This window comes from Pelolinea submarina (assembly GCF_003966975.1).
GTDB classification, from domain to species: domain Bacteria; phylum Chloroflexota; class Anaerolineae; order Anaerolineales; family Anaerolineaceae; genus Pelolinea; species Pelolinea submarina.
The window spans coordinates 2,191,517-2,209,309 of record NZ_AP018437.1 but is presented as its reverse complement, the minus strand read 5'-3'; the positions used below and the strand labels follow the sequence as shown (position 1 = coordinate 2,209,309).

The 17,793-nt window shown below is 48.0% G+C and carries 10 protein-coding genes and 1 other annotated feature; of the genes, 4 read left to right on the top strand and 6 right to left on the bottom strand.

From position 1 onward, the window contains the following. Positions 1-18 precede the first annotated feature (18 nt). The 4 genes from Pelsub_RS09745 to Pelsub_RS09730 all read left to right on the top strand — a co-directional run bounded on the left by Pelsub_RS09745 (position 19) and on the right by Pelsub_RS09730 (position 4,235). Positions 19-1,011, top strand: a complete 993-nt coding sequence (locus Pelsub_RS09745; protein WP_116223927.1) for a glycoside hydrolase family protein — start codon at positions 19-21, stop codon at positions 1,009-1,011. Continuing rightward, positions 1,001-1,654: a uridine kinase family protein gene (locus Pelsub_RS09740; protein ID WP_116223928.1), complete on the top strand. Its 654-nt coding sequence runs from the start codon at positions 1,001-1,003 to the stop codon at positions 1,652-1,654. Before Pelsub_RS09745 ends, Pelsub_RS09740 begins: the two co-directional genes overlap by 11 nt. Positions 1,655-1,724: 70 nt before the next feature. Then, positions 1,725-2,627: an NAD(+) synthase gene (nadE, locus tag Pelsub_RS09735; RefSeq protein ID WP_116223929.1), complete on the top strand. Its 903-nt coding sequence runs from the start codon at positions 1,725-1,727 to the stop codon at positions 2,625-2,627. 123 nt (positions 2,628-2,750) lie between these two features. Beyond that, positions 2,751-4,235 (top strand): RNB domain-containing ribonuclease, encoded by a 1,485-nt coding sequence (locus Pelsub_RS09730; protein ID WP_198418334.1) that lies wholly within the window; start codon positions 2,751-2,753, stop codon positions 4,233-4,235. 21 nt (positions 4,236-4,256) lie between these two features. Here the strand turns inward: Pelsub_RS09730 and Pelsub_RS09725 are convergent, their stop codons facing one another. The 6 genes from Pelsub_RS09725 to Pelsub_RS09700 all read right to left on the bottom strand — a co-directional run bounded on the left by Pelsub_RS09725 (position 4,257) and on the right by Pelsub_RS09700 (position 17,752). Continuing rightward, the gene (locus Pelsub_RS09725; RefSeq protein ID WP_126440486.1) at positions 4,257-4,904 is read right to left on the bottom strand and encodes a hypothetical protein; all 648 of its coding nucleotides are present in this window, start codon (positions 4,902-4,904) and stop codon (positions 4,257-4,259) included. 32 nt (positions 4,905-4,936) lie between these two features. Next, the gene (locus Pelsub_RS09720; protein ID WP_116223931.1) at positions 4,937-9,568 is read right to left on the bottom strand and encodes a glutamate synthase-related protein; all 4,632 of its coding nucleotides are present in this window, start codon (positions 9,566-9,568) and stop codon (positions 4,937-4,939) included. Between the two features lie 223 nt (positions 9,569-9,791). Further along, positions 9,792-11,156, bottom strand: a complete 1,365-nt coding sequence (locus tag Pelsub_RS09715) for a TrpB-like pyridoxal phosphate-dependent enzyme (protein ID WP_116223932.1) — start codon at positions 11,154-11,156, stop codon at positions 9,792-9,794. A gap of 220 nt (positions 11,157-11,376) precedes the next feature. Beyond that, positions 11,377-11,680 (bottom strand) — a binding site (T-box leader). A gap of 77 nt (positions 11,681-11,757) precedes the next feature. After that, complete coding sequence (locus Pelsub_RS09710) at positions 11,758-14,973, bottom strand: PAS domain S-box protein (protein WP_116223933.1); 3,216 nt, start codon at positions 14,971-14,973, stop codon at positions 11,758-11,760. Between the two features lie 117 nt (positions 14,974-15,090). After that, complete coding sequence (argH, locus tag Pelsub_RS09705; protein WP_162844808.1) at positions 15,091-16,470, bottom strand: argininosuccinate lyase; 1,380 nt, start codon at positions 16,468-16,470, stop codon at positions 15,091-15,093. Between the two features lies 1 nt (position 16,471). Further along, positions 16,472-17,752 carry an argininosuccinate synthase gene (locus Pelsub_RS09700; RefSeq protein ID WP_116223935.1) on the bottom strand — a complete coding sequence of 427 codons (1,281 nt, stop codon included), beginning with the start codon at positions 17,750-17,752 and terminating at the stop codon, positions 16,472-16,474. Positions 17,753-17,793 lie beyond the last annotated feature (41 nt).

Sequence of the window (17,793 nt, the reverse complement as noted above, 5' to 3'; positions counted from 1 at the left end):
GACCCGGAGAAAGATCTCATGAGCCTGCACCTGCCGGATAAATGGGTGTGGGATTTTTGGTTTGTGCGTCAGGGAGAATATACACATATTTTCTATCTGCAAGCACCGCGCCAGCTAAAGGACCCGGAGATCCGGCATTGGAATGCCAGTATTGGGCATGCACGCTCGCTTGACCTTTATGATTGGGAAATAATGCCGGATGCGCTGCTGCCCTCAAAAGAAGAAAAGGAATGGGATAGCAAAGCAACCTGGACCGGCAGCGTGATCCGGCACGACGGAAAATGGTTTATGTTCTACACCGGCATCAGCAAGGCTGATGCCGGGTTGAACCAGCGTATTGGATTGGCACAATCAGCAGACCTGACCCATTGGGAGAAATATGCAGGCAATCCGCTTATCCCGATAGATAAAAATCGTTACGAGGTGCTGGACAAACAAATTTGGTATGAAGAAACCTGGCGCGACCCGTGGGTATTTGAATGGGAAAACGAATTCCATGCTCTGATCACCGCCCGCGTCCCCTATGGCGAACCACGGTCACGCGGTGTGGCAGCGCACGCGGTTTCTAAAGATTTATTTCACTGGAAGGTTGAAGAACCGTTAACCGATGGGGGCGAGTTTGCTTATTTGGAAGTACCGCAAGTCGCGCGTATCGGTGCGAATTGGTATTTATTCTTCAGCGTTGAAAAAAGCCGCTTTTCGCAGCAGCGTTCTGGACGGGAAGGCATAAGGGCGCAGACCGGTACGCATTACTTCATTGGCGAAAGTCCTTTGGGACCTTTCAGGCTGCTTACGGATGATTTCCTGTGCGGAGATGAGCAAGGTACTTTTTATTCCGGAAAAGTAATAAAGAACAATCGTGGAGATTGGGTTTTTCTGGCATGCCGGCAATATGATCAGAATAGTGAATACATAGGAGAGATTAGCGACCCAATGCCAATTGAGACACAGGCAGATGGGCGTTTGGTAATAAAAAACATGAATCTGGAGGATGTAGTTCATGAAGGGTGATGTCGTGATGGTTGAAGAACATCATAAAAAGGCGGCAAAAGAAATTGTCCGAAAAATTCTGGCGGATATAAAACAAAAAGAAACACGCTATACATTGACTGTAGCGGGAGAATCCGGCAGCGGAAAATCAGAGATGGGTAAGGCTATTCAGGATGAACTTGCCGATTATGAAATCAAAGCTGTCGTGCTGGGGCAGGATGACTATTTTGTACTCCCGCCATATGATAATGACGCTCGCCGGCGGGAAGATCCCGAATGGTTGGGACCGCATATCGAAATTAAAATCGATCTACTGGAAGGCAATTTGAAGGATGCGCTTGCGGGCGCAGATAAAATCAATAAACCGCTAATTGACTATAACCGCAATACCATTGAGACTGAAACCATAACTCTGGAGGGTGTGCAGGTGGTTATCGCGGAGGGTACTTATACATCCTTGTTGAAACACGTGGATACGCGCGTGTTCATCGACAGCAGCCGACTGGATACGCTGGCATACCGTGAAAAACGCAATCGCGGCAATGAGGTGGGCGATGATTTCATCGAACAAGTACTGACAATGGAACATAAGATTATTGCCGGGCACAAAAACCTGGCCGACTTCGTGATTACCCGGGAACATGAAGTAAATATGGTGGAATAAATTTCCTGTTATCTATTACGCTGTCGGATGTGACATGGTATAGAATGAGTTGAATAACGGGATAAACCTCATGAAAACCAAAATACAAGAACTGCGGACACACCCGCAGGTGATGAGCCAGGAGATAGAAGAATTTATCCGCCAAAGTCTCCGGACATTAGGCCGCGAAGGAGCAGCCATTGCGTTAAGCGGAGGGCTGGATTCGGCGGTGGTGGCTATGCTTGCGGTCAGGAGTCTGGGCAGCCAAAAAGTACACCTGGTGAATATGCCGGAGCGGGACAGCAATCCGATTCATCGCCAACATGCCAGACAGCTGGCCCAAGAATTAGGAATTGAACTGCAGGTTATCGATATCACACCGGCTTTACGCGCAGCTGGAGCTTATAAATCCCTGCCGCTGTGGTTAGTACCCTCACGAAAATTACGCGGCAGACTGGTCACCTACGGCCGGGAGAAATTGATCAAGCATAATGACGAGCGCATTTTCATGGATCGCATGAATGCCGATGGGGAATCCTGGATGGCGCGCGGCAACTCTTATGGCATGTCCAAACACCGCATGCGCATGCTACTGATTTACCAATACGCGGAAGTGCGCAACTTGATGGTTGTCGGCGCAGCCAATCGCACGGAAGTGATGACAGGTACTTATTGCAAATGGGGCGTGGATCACTGTGCAGACGTCATGCCGGTGATGCATCTCTACCGCTCGCAATTGGAACAGGTGGCGGATTACATTCACGTGCCGGACTATATTCGCACCAAACCATCCGATCCGGATTTGTATCCCACCAGAATCGACAAAGGCGAGTTCCTGGGAGGGTTTGAAAAGGCCGATCAAGTCCTTTTCAACTTTGAGCATGGCGTGGCGAAGGAAGCTCTTTATCCGGTTTACGGACAAAAAATGGTCGAGCAACTGGAAGCGCTCTACCAAGCTTCCGCACACATGCGCGAGGCGCCTGTTCATCTCTAAATTCCTGGAATAGTCAATTCCTCAATTTGCGAAATATTGGGGGGATGATATACAATTTTAACCATTCGTAATAGACATGAAAATCAATTTGTACGATGTCTATCTATTCAGAAAGAGGTTATCGTGGATCAACACATTGAACAACATCGTGAGATTCTGGAACGTATTGCGTATGCTGCTATGCTTGAAAGAGGGTTGCTGCCAGAGTTTTCGAAGGAAGATTTGGCCGAACTGGAGCGCATCGAGGCTCCGGCACATGATTCCGGAGATTCACTCGTTGATTTAACAGACCTGCTGTGGGTTTCCATAGATAATGATGATTCTCTTGACCTGGACCAGACCACAACCGCGGAAGAGATGCCTGAAGGCCGGGCGAAGATCTATGTGGCTGTGGCGGATGTGGATGCCCTGGTAAAAAAGGGCACCAAATTGGATGGGCACGCGCAGCATAATACCACCTCAGTTTACACGGCTGCCAAAATCTTTCCGATGCTGCCCGAAAAACTTTCCACTAACCTGACATCCTTAAACTATGATGCGGATCGCGTATCGATGGTGATCGAGATGATCATCAATCCAGACGGATCATTATTAAAAGGCTCGGTTTACCGGGCGCTTACCCATAATTACGCCAAACTGGCATACAACAGCATGGCAGCCTGGCTGGAGGGCAACGGGCCTATCCCTGAAGAGGTAGCGGCTGTGGACGGATTGGCTGCAAATCTGCGCTTACAAGATGCGACTGCCCAACTGATGAAAAAGTTCCGCCATGAACACGGTGCTTTGAGTTTGGAGACAATTGAAGCTAAAGCTGTATTCTCCGACGGACAAGTTGAAAGCCTTGAAAAGGAAGAACGCAATCGTGCTAAAGACCTGATTGAAAATTTCATGGTAACTGCCAACGGTGTGACCGCGCGATTTTTAGAGGAGAACCATTTTCCATCGCTGCGGCGGGTGGTGCGCGTCCCCAAACGTTGGGAGCGTATAGTCAAAATTGCGGCCGAGCACCACTATGACTTGCCTAAGACGCCCAATTCAAAAGCGCTGGAAGTATTTCTGATTAAACAAAAAGAGGAAGATCCTGAGCCCTTTCCTGATTTATCCCTAACTATCATCAAGTTGATGGGCGCCGGAGAATATATGGCAGAGATGCCCCAAGGCGCTGTGCCCGGACATTTCGGCCTGGCGGTAAAAGATTATGCCCACTCCACTGCGCCAAACCGGCGTTATCCGGATTTGATCACCCACCGCTTGTTGAAAGCCGCGTTGCATGATGAGCCCGTTCCTTACACTAATGCGGAATTGCAGGAACTGGCTGCGCACTGCACGGAGGCCGAAGATGCCGCCAACAAGGTGGAAAGGCAGGTGGGTAAATCCGCGGCGGCGCTGCTGCTAAAATCGCATATTGGTGAAAAGTACGAGGGCATCGTCACCGGTGCCGCACAAAAAGGTACCTGGGTAAGATTATTAAAAATTCCCGTGGAAGGCAAGCTGGTGCAAGGTACGCAAGGGGTGGATGTAGGAGATCGAATCCATGTTCAATTGATCGATGTGAACGTGGAAAAAGGGTACATCGATTTTAAAAGAATAAAATCCTCCAGGCGATAATTGCTGAAAAGATGAAGCGGGTCAATCCTGCTTTTCGATTTGATAACCGGCTTCTTGCCAGGCGGATAGCAGCTTTGGATTCCGTTTCAAGTATACATCCACCAACACTTTGGGAACGTTATTAAGCGGGCAGGAGAAATTGGGGCAGCGGTTACAGACGTTGTAATACAAAATATAGATACCGCTGCAAGCCGCACAGAATCCGATAAAGGCTATCCAATATTGGCCGCCGAGAAGAAGAAACGGAAATGGAAAAACCAACCAGATTAAGGCGCCCACGATAAATTGAATTCTTTCGGATTTGCTCATTGGCTTGGGTTGATATTTCCAGAATTTAAAAACGCCGGAATTGGCGTGGCATTCCAGAATACGATCGGATGCAGCCCAATACGGGCAGTGCCGGCAAAGAACGCGCGCTTCCCAAACAATGAAAAAGAAAAGTGAATATGCCAACCAAAGGAGAAGGAATATCCCTTTCCCTGCTAATATGGTACCGGTGATCATTGCGGCAGCGTAAGGCAGAACAATCGAGAAAAAGTTCAGCAAATCCCTGTCTTTGTAGCGGCACATCAACCGCTCACCGGTTTCACATTGAGCGCAATCCGGCAGCGGTTGGGCTGTGCATGGCAGAACAGAATCACTATCCGGTTTTAGATTAGGGTTGGTCATATCCGGATTATAAAGCTGTTTATTTGATCAATTTACTCAACCGGAGTAATTTGACGCGGCACTATCTTAACAAATCGAGATAGAGCTACCTGGGGCAGGCAGAATTGATTGATTTGTTCGGCGTACTCGGGCTGGTTGGTTTGCAGCAATGCTTGATGATAATGCTTCAGCAATTCCTGAATGGAAAGAATATCGGGACCCTCCACCGGCAGTATATTGACCTGTGCGCCGATACCCAGGCGGCGTTCCAGCACGTCCAGGGTAAAGCCCATTTCGGGTGTCAACAGCTGGTAAACCACGCCGCCGGTCATGCCGGAAAAAGCCCAAGGACCCGGGTCGCCCAGAATGATCACGCGCCCTGAGGTCATGTATTCGCAGGCATACCCTTTCAGGTTGGCAGAGGTACCCACGCTGCCGGCATTGTCGTCGATCGGATGGGTGATTTGCCCGCCCAGAACCACGTCGGCACCCGATAAGCGGATGCAGGCACGTGAATCGGCATTGCCCTGTACCAGCAGAATACCCTGCTGAGCTCCGTAGGCAAAACTTTTGCCAACACTGCCGTCGATGCGCAGGCCGTCGTGATTGAGGCCTTTCATAATCGCCACGCGGCCGCCGTTAGCGCCTTTGGCTGCACCATCCTGGGCGCCGCCTTCGATCAACACATCCATATTCCCTGTAATCCAAGCTGCAAAACCGTTGCCGCCAATAGATGAGGGGCTGAAATGCAAATGCAATTGGTCAATTTCATGGTCGAGCTGCGGATGGCGCATGAGCGCGCCGAATAGATGCGATCCGAGCGCGCGGTCATAGGCCATGACTTGATCCTGGTAGGTGACTTCTGTCTCGCCTTCGTCTACCGCTTCCAGGACTGTCTCACTGATGAAACGGGTCAGGTGATTGCGATCGCGTGTCAGCAGACGCCCGATGCCTGGCTCACGCTTGGTGTAGGGCCGAACCGGAACAGGCTCTAACATGGCTGAAAGGTCAATCCGATCATTCAGTGCGCTTTGTTCCAACAAATCGGCTTTGCCAACCAAATCCTGCACACGGGATACACCCAGCGCAGCCGTCAATTGACGCAGTTCTTCACCAATACCGTTGAATAGGCGCTCCAGCTTGATAACAGACGCTTCCATATCCAGCGGCGTGAAATCTTTGATACCCAATTTTTGAGCTTCTTCAAGGGTTTTGATATGCGTGGTAATGCCCTTATGGCAGGTACCCTGATTGCATTTACGGCAAATGGTGCAGCCGATGGCGACCATGGCGAGTGTGGCAAAGCCTACCCGATTGGCACCCAGCAAGATCATTTTGAGTACATCTGCACCGGTTTTTATACCGCCGTCGCACCAGATTTCCACACGGTCGCGAATGCCGGCTTCCACCAGGGCGCGATGTGCCTGCACTACACCAATTTCTACCGGTAAACCAACATGTTGGATGGCGTGTTTGCGCGCGGCTCCGGTGGCTCCATCGTAACCGGATAGATTGATCACGTCTGCCCCGGCTTTTGCCACACCCACGGCAATCACACCGATGCCGGGCACGCAGGGGCATTTAACGCCAATCCTGGCATGCGGGTTGACCGTCCTTAACTCTTCAATCAATTGCGCCAAGTCTTCAATTGAATACAGGTCATGATTGTTTGAGGGAGATAGCAACGCTACGAAGGGCGGGGTACGGCGCGCTTGGGCCACACGAGGATTAACCTTTTCAGCCGGCAGCATACCGCCCTCACCGGGTTTGGCGCCTTGCCCGATCTTTATTTCAATCAAACCGCATGAGTTCAGAAATTCCGCATTGACACCAAAACGGCCGGAAGCTACTTGCTGGCCGCGATTGCGTTTGTATTTGCCGATCAATTCAGGGACTTCACCACCTTCACCGTTGATGCAGATAATGTTCAATTTATCCGCTGCCCGCGCGTAGGTGCTGTAAGCCGCCTCACCCTGAGAACCAAAGGACATGGCGCTGATCACAAGGGGCATGGCATGCTCTCCGATTTCAATATTCACCTGGCCGGTGGATAGCACAGAGGGACTGGTTTTAAAATCTATCAAATGTCGTAGGGCCACCGGAGTCTGAGAAGTCAGATCGCGGTATTTAATGACAATGTCCTGATAATCGCCCTGCGCACTGGTATAACTTCCCACCGCTTTCCAGAAGTGAGGATAGAGGTGGTCGATAGAGGCAAGTTTACCGGAATGCGCCTTGCTCATTTCAAGAATTTCACGGCGATTTTGCGCGTCTTGTTCCAACGCCTGCCAGGATAAACCGGATGAATGGCTGCCAAGGAAATTCGCTGTATGGAAGATGCCGGCTAATTCAGGCGCTAATCCGATGGAGCTGGCTACACGTCCATACCCGCGCAATTCATGGCTGCCTATAGTGGAGATAACCTTTTCCAACCCAACTTGCAGGGATTGCAGCAAGTTCGTAATAGCCTGTGCCGAATCCTCACCCGCAGTGTCTGCGGCGATACTGAGCATGGCATACGGGTTGACGGCGTCCGCGCCGAAACTGCAGAGCATGACGATATCGTGCAAACAACGGATGTATGTGCTGCGGACAATAATGCCGGTTTGGCGTCGCAAATTCTTTGGTTCAAAGTTCTTGCGGAGAATATCGTCAACGGCTGCCACCGCCAGAACAGGGTCAAGCACACACTGATGATCAGCAATAGCGATGGAATCATCCAATACCAGACAGAGAGCACCCGCTTTGACCGCTTCCACGGCCGCCTGAGTTAATTTATCTATGTACTTATTAAAAGATTGACCCTGCGGGACTGCCAGGGACAGCCAAACCATACGATGGCCAAAGAATTTGCCGACAGCTTCCATCGGATAGATGGGAACATCGCTTGAGACATGCGTATCATCGGTACTGCCGGGAAGGCGACTGGATAAAAGCGGCGAGGATAATAGTAGATGGCTGTCCTCATTCATCGAAGGAGATGCGATTTCCGGTCGTTGGCCTAAAATTACACGGGTGGAGAAGGCTTCACCTTCCCGACCGCGATCGATTGCCGGGTTGGTGACAACCGCGACAGTCTCTTTAAAATAATCCGATAAATTTACCCGGTTGCGGCTGAGGGCTGCCAATGGGCCATCGTAACCCAGTGAACCGACAGTCTCGTGTCCGGATAAGGCTTGCTGTTTTACATCGTCCACCTGTTCTCGGCTCCAACCGGCAGCCGCCAGGATGGGTTCCGTTATGTTAAACGGGATGGTAAGTTTTTCTGATAGAGCTGAATTTTGGGAAAATAAAACACGAGCAGAGCTCGTGTTTTGGACAGCATAGGCGGCATTTGACTGTTGGGAATTCTGCTGAACAGACTGCAACTGAATCTGCTGTCCAAATTGTGAATCCAGACTTACGGGTGAATTGGATGAAAGCGCCGCTAAAGACGAGCTGCGCTGGAGATTGGTGTTCATAACTTGCTGGCGGATCTTGCGATGGGAGAGCACTTCCACATCCCGGCCGCGATGAATTACCAGCCCCATTTTTTCACCTGGAGCCAGGGGACGCGAATCGGTGACCATGTCTTCCAATTGAATAGCGCCGCGTTCCGAACTGAAAATGAATTCCTTTTCAGTTTCACTAAACCATAAAGGGCGCAGCCCCAACGTATCCAGGCTGCAAACGGCCGTGTCACCGTATCGGGCGGCAATGGCGGCGGGGCCCTGAGCAAAAGCACCAAAAGCCAAAGTCATACGGGTATAGATATCACTTAACGGAGACGTCAGTTGGTCGATTTCAAATGGAGAGGGCGGAAAGACTATTTCCATGGCTTCCATTAAATTGAAGTTGTTATTTATACAAAAATGTTCCAAAGCGCGGTCTACATCCTGAGAGTCGGAACCATCCCGAGGGAGCTGGACGCCAATCTGCCGGGCTTCCTGGCGGAAACGATTGATGGTATTAATCTCGCCATTATGGCCCAAAAGTGCGAAAGGTTGAGCGCGTTCGAAAGTCGAAACGGTATTGGTGGAATAACGGGCGTGGCACAGCACCATGACCGTGTCATAACTACGGTCCTGCAGTTCCGGGTAGTAACGCGCCAGAGTCTCTACCGAACCGCGCATTTTATAAATTACTGTATATGAACTTAGCGAGGCAAAATGAATGGGCAGTTCGCGTTCCAGATTTTGCTTGACTACAAACAGCCGATTCTCCAAATCAGGCAGGTTTGCCGATCCTGCCAACTGCCAAAACGCAGGAGGATTGGTCTGGGCGTTCAAGCCTAACGCTTCACAACGAACCGGACCGGGTTCTGCTAACAGGAGATTCAACCCGGCCTGGTCAAATTCACGGTTAATACTGGCTTGAACGGTAGTGTAATCCATGCCAAAGGGAATGAAGAGATGGCCTACCCAGAAGCCGGTTTGGGTAGCCAATGATGCCGGAAGGCCGGCCTGGCTGAGTTTCTTGGCCCACAAGCTGCGAGGAATATCGGTTTGAACGCCGGCGCCATCACCTTCACCGCGCACGTAACCGGTGCGGTGGCCCATGTTTGCCAAGCGCCACAACGCCCGTTTCAAAGTTCCGAAAGTACTCTGACCGTTTTTTCGCGCGCTCAGGTAAAGAGCGCAAGAATCATGCTCCGGGCCATAAGGGGAATCGGGTGAAACATCAGTGCGTATGGGTTTAATCGACATGGCTTCCTCTTTAAATACTGTTTACGAATTCAATAAATCAAGGCCTTATAAAAGTGATCAATGTTTTTGGCTTTAAGGTAAAGTTCTTCATTTTATCGCATATTTGAGAAAAAAGGGAAGAATGTCATATAAACAATATGACAAATGTCGTAAAGTAATTATTGGAAAAGGACATTGGAAGTGTTTACCAATGTCCTTTTTATAAGAGGGGAAATGAATAGGTTTAGGAAACTTGCGGCAGGGCAGCCATGGCCTCGTTTATTGCGTCCTCCGGCAAGGCAAAATCCTGAAGCTCACCGGCCATGTATTTCTGGTAGGAGGCCATATCAAAATGGCCGTGACCAGAGAGATTGAAGAGAATCACGCGTTTCTCGCCTTTTTCCTTGGCGTCCAATGCTTCGTCGATGGCAGCGCGGATGGCGTGGGCACTTTCCGGGGCGGGCAGGATTCCTTCAGTTTGAGCGAACTGAAGGGCGGCTTCAAAAGTCGCTTTCTGAGGAACAGTGGTGGCTTCTACCAGACCGGCATCGTATAAAGCCGATAAGCTGGGCGCCATACCGTGGTAACGCAGGCCGCCGGCGTGTATGGTGGGTGGCACAAAACCATGCCCGAGCGTGTACATTTTTACAACGGGCGCCATCTTGGCAGTATCGCCGTAATCGAAGGCATATTTGCCTTTGGTCAAAGAGGGGACTGCGGCCGGTTCAACCGCCAACAAGCGTGTGCGCTGCCCGTCCTTCAAGTTCTCGCGAATAAACGGGTAGGCGATACCGGCAAAATTAGAGCCGCCGCCCACACAGCCGATGACGACGTCCGGGTATTCGCCAGCCATGTCCATTTGCTTGAGGCATTCTTCACCGATAACGCTTTGGTGAATCATTACGTGATTGAGCACGGAACCCAAGCCGTATTTTTTTGTGCCGCCGGATTTGGCTGCTACTTCAACTGCCTCGGATATGGCAATTCCCAACGAACCGGGGTTGTCCGGATTATCAGCTAGAACAGAACGGCCGTAATCAGTGGTGTCTGTGGGGCTGGCGTAAACTTCAGCGCCGAATGAGTTCATCAGGATGCGGCGGTAAGGCTTGAGATCATAAGATACCTTGACCATGTATACCTGCAGTTCGAGGTCAAAAAAATTGCAGGCCATGGACAAAGCTGAACCCCACTGTCCGGCGCCGGTTTCAGTGGTCATGGCTTTCACACCGGCGATCTTGTTGTAATATGCCTGTGCCACGGCTGTATTGGGTTTGTGGCTGCCGGAGGGGGAAACACCCTCATTCTTAAAATAAATATGTGCGGGGGTACCCAGAGCTTTTTCCAGACGGCGGGCACGGATGAGGGGAGTCGGCCTCCAGAGTTTGTAAATTTCGCGTACTTCTTCGGGAATGTCAATGTAACGCTCGCTGCTCATTTCCTGCATGATTAAATTCATGGGAAAAATGACAGACATAAATTCCGGTGTGACCGGCTCAAGAGTTTGCGGGTTAAGAACCGCAGCCGGGGGATTTGGGCTGTCGGCTAAAATGTTGTACCACTGCTTAGGCAGGTCGGATTCATTTAATAAAAAACGGGTTTGTTCAGTCATGATAATTCTCCTTAAAATAATGGTTTTTTAATCGATCAATAGATGACAATTCCAGACGGGTATGCAAATGACCTTCATGGTGGATGAAAACTGATTCGGTCGGGTATGCTTCCTTCCCGTAAGGTGAGCATGAAAATGTTATAAAGTTGTATTTCAGTCATGTTCTTTTCCTGTCAATTTATTTGGAGATGAGTGCTTAAAATAAAACGCGCTCATCCCGATTTGGGACGAACGCGCGGTCCGTGGTGCCACCCAAGTTAAGCTGCTATTAACAAAAAATTCCCCGGTGATGCACAAGGGGAAAAAGCCAGCTCACTCTTTTCGAGTACGTTCAACCGTAAAAATCATTGAGTTATACTCTAGCCCAATAACGGGGGCATTCCGGCTCGGCTTACTTGCAAATTCTGCTTTAGGCCTACAGCTCCGCGGTCCATTCAACGCTTTCGTTTCGGGCAGGTCTCTCACCAATCGCCTGCTCTCTGTGCCGTCGTTCAGCGCTTACTCGTCCTCTTCAACGCTTTTGAATATTGGGGCTTATTATATATATAAAACGAAAAGCGTCAAGGTTTTTTTAAATAGATAAAATTGAAGCAATAGGTTATCAGGGATTAATATTGCCATGTTTATATGAAATCATTTCGATGAAAGCCTTGACCACCTTTGGGTCGAAATGTTTGCCGGATTGCTCCAGAATATAGTCGAGGGTTCGTTCTGTAGACCAGGCCTGCCGGTATGGGCGATCAGAACGGAGCGCATCCCAAACATCCACAACGGCAAATATTCGAGCTGCCAAAGGGATTTGCTCACCCTTCAAGCCGCGCGGATAACCGGAGCCATCCCATTTTTCATGATGAGCATAAGGAATATCCAGGGCGGGGCGCAGATATTCAATGTTGGCCAACATATCGTGTGCAAATTGGGGATGCTTGCGCATCAGGTTCCATTCTTCGGGTGTTAAATTCTCGGGTTTAAGCAGAATGGCATCAGGTACTCCCAATTTGCCGATATCGTGCAGCAATGCACCCCGGCGGATGTGAATAATTTCATTTTCACTGATACCCAGTTTTTGCGCCAAATTAACTGTAAGCTCAGTAACGCGCAAGGTGTGCCCTTCAGTTTCCTTATCGCGCAGATCCATTGCCATTGACCAGCCTTCAATAGTGGCATCATATGCATACCGCAAAGCATCCGAGGATCGTTGAAGATTGTTAAATAACTGAACACTTTCAATTGCTATGGCTGCTTGGCCAGAGATTGTTTCTAGGAAATCACGCCATTCCTGATCAGGGACGAGCGTTTTCCGATTAAAAATTTCTAGAACGCCTACAACATTCCTCTTGGAAATTAGTGGAACTGTGATGAAAGAGACAAAGTTTTCTCCTTGAATCAGGTCCTGGTAGGGGGGCGGTGAATTTAAAGAAGAGAGAGATGGTAGAAAAATGGGTTTCTGTTCCATAATGGCTTTGCCCGAATAATCCTGGCCAATTCGAACTTTAGATTGCTTGATTTGATCTCCATGAAAACCACGGCTTACTTTATATTCAAGCATCTGTGATTTTGAGTTGTATAACAAGATATCCACTGCATCTACTTGCAGTTGACTGACTACCTGGTCCAGTAAGACATTTAAAACAACTTCCAAATCAATACTTCCGGAAATGGCTAAATCAATTTGGCGAAGAGAACTAATCCTTTCCAGACGTGTATTGGCTTCATTAAATAACCGTGCATTTTCGATTGCAAAGACAGCGTGATTCGCGATAGCGGAAACCATCGTTAATTCAGTCTTAGAAAATGGGTCAACCTTTTCTCTGCCCAATGTAATAATTCCAATACTTTTTCCTTTGTAGATAAGAGGCGTACCAAACCAGGAATGAATTTTCACCTGTTTTGTAGAAAGTGCCTCATAATATTGTGGATATTCAAGCTCCATGTCTGTGACTGTTATGGCGGTTTTCCCTTTAGCAACTTGATAGGTTGGGAAATTTGATTCGTATTGAAAAACCAAGTCACTGTCATTTACGGAAGGTTTTTTCCCATGAAAAGTAAGGATATTTAGGGTATCGGAACTAAGTCCTTGAATAGAAATGGAATCACATTCAACTGCCTTGGTGATTTCTTTTACAATAAATTCCAGTACTTCCTGTAGATCAAGGGTTGATGAAATTGCTTCCTCAATTTCCAATAAAGACTCAACCCTGGCAATATACCTTTCCAGTTCTTGCTCACTATTTTTTTGTTCTGTTATGTCAATCATAACGCCCTGAAGAAACATTGGTTGGTTATCCACGTCATAAACTAGGGAGGCTTCATCATGGAACCAAACTACGTTGCCATCTTTGGATAACATGCGGTATTCAGATATGAGTGGTGAATGATCGGATATGGATCCAAAGGTTTTCTGCAAAACGCGGTCGCGATCATCTGGATGCAACCGTTCAAGCCAAATGTCCGGATTTGATTTATAAGCATCTGGAGAATACCCTAAATAATGTTCCACCTGGGGGCTGATATAGAGAGTTGTACTTTTTTCATCCAATGCGGCTATGTAAGTTATGGCAGGGATCTGTTCAACCAATGTTTGAAACCGGGCCATTGACCTGATTAATTCAAATTCCGCTTCTTTCTTTTTTGTTACGTCCTCAGACATAATCACAATACCACCAATCTCTTGTTGGAGGTTGTACCATGGAAGTGTTTCCCATTTTAACCATTGGACACTGCCATCGGCACGGACAAAACGGTCTTCTTCTTTACAAATCGTCCTACCTGAAAGCGCCTGACGATGAACTTCTTTTGTTTCTTCTGTTATTTCCGGGAAAATATCGTAATGTTTTTTTCCCAAAATAGATTTTTCAGAAATACTATAGTCTTTTTTCCATCTTTCACTTGCCAGAATATATCGCATATCACGGTCAAACATAGCCAAAGCAGCCGGTGCATGGTCGATAAATAAGCGTGATGTTGTTTCACTCCGGCGTAATTCCTCTTTGGCTTGCTGCTGTTCAGAAATATCTGTAATGAAACCTTCTAAATGATAGACCCCCGCTGCATCTTTCTCAACTGCGCGGCCTTGTTCCCAAACCCATTTTAATTTACCGTCTTTAGTGAAAAGCCGGTACTCGAGTGTGTAAGGCTTGTTTGCTCGAATAGCTGCTTGAATGGAATCCCGGACATAAGCTGTATCATCCGGGAAAATTAGATTATTGAAAGAAGTGGCATTATTACCAATCAACTCATCTTGAGGATAACCAGTAAGATTAAGACAACCTTCACTGAGATATTCCATAGTCCATTGATCATCATTCAAACATCGGTAAGCAACACCTGGAAGGTTCGAAAGTAAGGTATTAAGTCTTCGTTTATCTTCTTCGAGTTCAATTTCCAATGTTTTTCGTTTAGAAATCTCAATAGACAGAATAAACACTCCCATCGGTATGGGCTGAACCCGTAATTCAAACCAACCTCTGGATCCGTCAGGATAGATGAACTCATTCTCAATAGTTTGCGGAATACGCTTCTCCATACAAACACGAAGCTTTTTAAAAAATTGGGTATTTTCGATACCAGGATATAGTTCCATCATGGTATGTCCAATATAGAAATCCTGGGGATGGCGGCCTTGTCTGGCCGCAGTCTCATTGATGAAAACATAATGCCAAGTATCATCGATAACCTGGCATCCCTCCAATATGTTATTTAAGAAAGATATGTATTCCTTATTCCTTAATAGAAACTCGAAATAGTCTTCCTCGGGATGTTTCTTATTAACCGATTGCGATTTCTCGGTTTCTTTACCTTTCTTTTGACCAACCATTCTTTAAACTACCTTGAATAAACACCTGATTATTGATAACGATAAGCTGCAAATGTAAATTTACTATAGCATAAATCAGCCATACTTTATTCAAGTTTTAACTACTAAAATTTTTTATTAAGACTGGGAGTCAATAAATTGTTTAGCTTTATTAATTTGTAAAGAGACTGCTTCTGAAGATGTACCACCAACACTATTCTTTTTTTCCACGGCTGTTTCAAAGCAAAAGACCTGATAAACCTCCTCTTTGAACATAGGACTAATAGTCTGGTATGCCTTTAAAGGAAGTTGACTAAGATCTAAATTTTGCTCTTCTGCCAACCGTACTGCTTGACCGACCAGAGCATGCGCTTCGCGGAAAGGAACTCCCTTAGCAACCAAATAATCTGCCAGATCGGTGGCCAGGATGGACGGATTCATATTGGCCTGCATACGCTGCGCGTTGACCTGCAGCGATTCCAAAACTCCGGTCATAACCGGCAGCATCATGCACAGGTTGTCATAGGTTTCGAAAACCGGTTGTTTATCTTCTTGTAAGTCTTTATCATATGTGGATGGCAATCCTTTTAGTGTAGACAGCAGACCGGTCAGGCGGCCAATGATCGTACCGCTTTTCCCGCGGGTCAATTCCAGGGTATCGGGATTTTTCTTCTGCGGCATCAGGCTGGAACCGGTGGTGTAGGCATCCGCCAATTGAATAAAACCAAATTCCGAGGTTGAATAGAGAATAAGCCCTTCCGACAACTTGGAAAGGTGAACAGCCAGTAAAGCAGAGAAAAACAAGAATTCAGCAGCGGCATCACGGTTAGAGACCGCATCAATGCTATTGGGGCTGACTAAACTGAACCCCAATTCAGCAGCTAAAAAATCGCGATCGATTGGATATGGCGTACCGGCCATTGCGCCGGAACCCAGGGGCAAGACAGAAGCGCGCTGCTTTAGTTCCTGCAAACGTTGACGATCACGCACCAGCGGCCAAAAATACGAGAGCCACCAATGGCTAAGAAGGATGGGCTGGGATTGCTGTAAATGCGTATAGCCACTAAGTATAATGCCCATGTCTTTTTCTGCCCGATCAACCAAGGCTGTCTGTAAAATTCTAAGAAATTCATCAACCTGTGCAATAGCCAGCTGCAGCCATAAGTTGAAATCAGACGCTACCTGGTCGTTGCGGCTGCGGCCGGTGTGGAGTTTCCCGCCCAGCGGTCCGATGATCTCGGTCAAGCGGCGTTCGATGGCAGTGTGAACATCTTCGTCAGTGGGTTGAAGCTGAAAATTATCCGATTGAACTTCCGCCAACACAGCATACAGCCCTTCAATGATGGAGTCCATTTCGGATTGCTGTAGAACATCACACTGGGCTAATGCTTTGGCCCAAGCGATTGAACCCTGAATATCCACTTCGGCCAGCCGCCAATCAATCGCGATGGATGCATTATATTGCCATGCCAGCGGATCAACTCCGCTGGCAAAGCGACCTCCCCAAAGATTCTTCATACTAGACTGGCTCATTACTTACCGTTGAGAAATCAGGTGCTTCTACGGGAATGGCAGCATCTGTCTTCAAATTGCGCAAGGCGGCAACTTTTAAAGGAAGACCAAACAGATTGATGAAACCTTCCGCATCGCTCTGATCATAAACGCTATCTTCTTCAAAGGTGGCGAAATCTTCGTTATACAAGCTATAAGGGCTTTGGCGCGCAATTGGCGTGACACTGCCTTTATATAATTTCATTTTCACTACACCGGTCATATGCTTTTGGGTTACATCCACAAACGCGTCCAGGGCTTCGCGCAGCGGGGTGAACCATTGACCGTTGTAAACCAGGTCGGCGTACCGTTGGGCGATCAAATTCTTATAATGCTGGGTATCGCGGTCCAGGCAAATGGATTCCAAATCCTGGTGAGCGGCTACCAGGATGGTCCCACCAGGAGTCTCATACACTCCGCGCGATTTCATGCCAACCAGCCGGTTTTCCACCATATCCGCGCGGCCGATGCCATGCTTGCCACCTAATTGGTTCAATTCCTTAACAAAGTTTGCGGGGGTGAGCGCAATTCCATTCAACTTGATGGGGTAACCCTGAATGAATTCAATTTCTATAACTTCCGGCTCATCCGGGGCTTGTTCAGGAGAAACAGTCAATTGGAACATATCTTCCAGGGGTTCATTCCAGGTATCCTCCAGATTACCGCCCTCATGCGATAAGTGCCATAAGTTGCGATCGCGGCTGTAAATGGATTTCAGGCTGGAAGAAACCGGGATGTTGTGCGCTGCGGCATAATCCAAAGCATCTTCACGCGAGCAGATATCCCATTCACGCCAGGGAGCAATGACTTTCAGGCTCGGATCTAATGCCATGACGGTTAATTCAAAGCGAACCTGGTCGTTGCCTTTGCCGGTACAGCCGTGGGCGATGGCATCCGCGCCTTCCTGTTGGGCTATCTTGACCATGTGTTGGGCGATCAAGGGACGGGCAATGGATGTACCGAGAAGATATTTATTTTCATAGATGGCACCCGAACGCAGCATCTTATAAAGATAATCGCTGGCGAATTCATCCGTCAAATCCTCGATAAAAATTTTGCTGGCGCCTGTTGAAATCGCCTTTTCAGGCAGGTTAGAGAGCTCTTCTCCCTGGCCTACATCGGCAGTGTAACAGATCACTTCACAATCGTAATTCTCCTTCAACCAGGACACAATAATGGATGTATCCAGGCCGCCAGAGTAGGCAAGAACGACTTTCTTTATGTCTTTTTTAGATTTATTTTTGATCATGACAATTTTCTCCTCAAGAAATGAATAATTTGTGAATAAAG

What these genes read in the sequence shown, in the direction of transcription:
- Pelsub_RS09745 (WP_116223927.1), top strand. Translation starts at nt 19, where the DNA reads ATGAGCCTGCACCTGCCGGATAAATGGGTGTGGGATTTTTGGTTTGTG.
- Pelsub_RS09740 (WP_116223928.1), top strand. Translation starts at nt 1,001, where the DNA reads ATGAAGGGTGATGTCGTGATGGTTGAAGAACATCATAAAAAGGCGGCA.
- nadE (WP_116223929.1), top strand. Translation starts at nt 1,725, where the DNA reads ATGAAAACCAAAATACAAGAACTGCGGACACACCCGCAGGTGATGAGC.
- Pelsub_RS09725 (WP_126440486.1), bottom strand. Translation starts at nt 4,904, where the DNA reads ATGACCAACCCTAATCTAAAACCGGATAGTGATTCTGTTCTGCCATGC.
- Pelsub_RS09720 (WP_116223931.1), bottom strand. Translation starts at nt 9,568, where the DNA reads ATGTCGATTAAACCCATACGCACTGATGTTTCACCCGATTCCCCTTAT.
- Pelsub_RS09715 (WP_116223932.1), bottom strand. Translation starts at nt 11,156, where the DNA reads ATGACTGAACAAACCCGTTTTTTATTAAATGAATCCGACCTGCCTAAG.
- Pelsub_RS09710 (WP_116223933.1), bottom strand. Translation starts at nt 14,973, where the DNA reads ATGGTTGGTCAAAAGAAAGGTAAAGAAACCGAGAAATCGCAATCGGTT.
- argH (WP_162844808.1), bottom strand. Translation starts at nt 16,470, where the DNA reads ATGAAGAATCTTTGGGGAGGTCGCTTTGCCAGCGGAGTTGATCCGCTG.
- Pelsub_RS09700 (WP_116223935.1), bottom strand. Translation starts at nt 17,752, where the DNA reads ATGATCAAAAATAAATCTAAAAAAGACATAAAGAAAGTCGTTCTTGCC.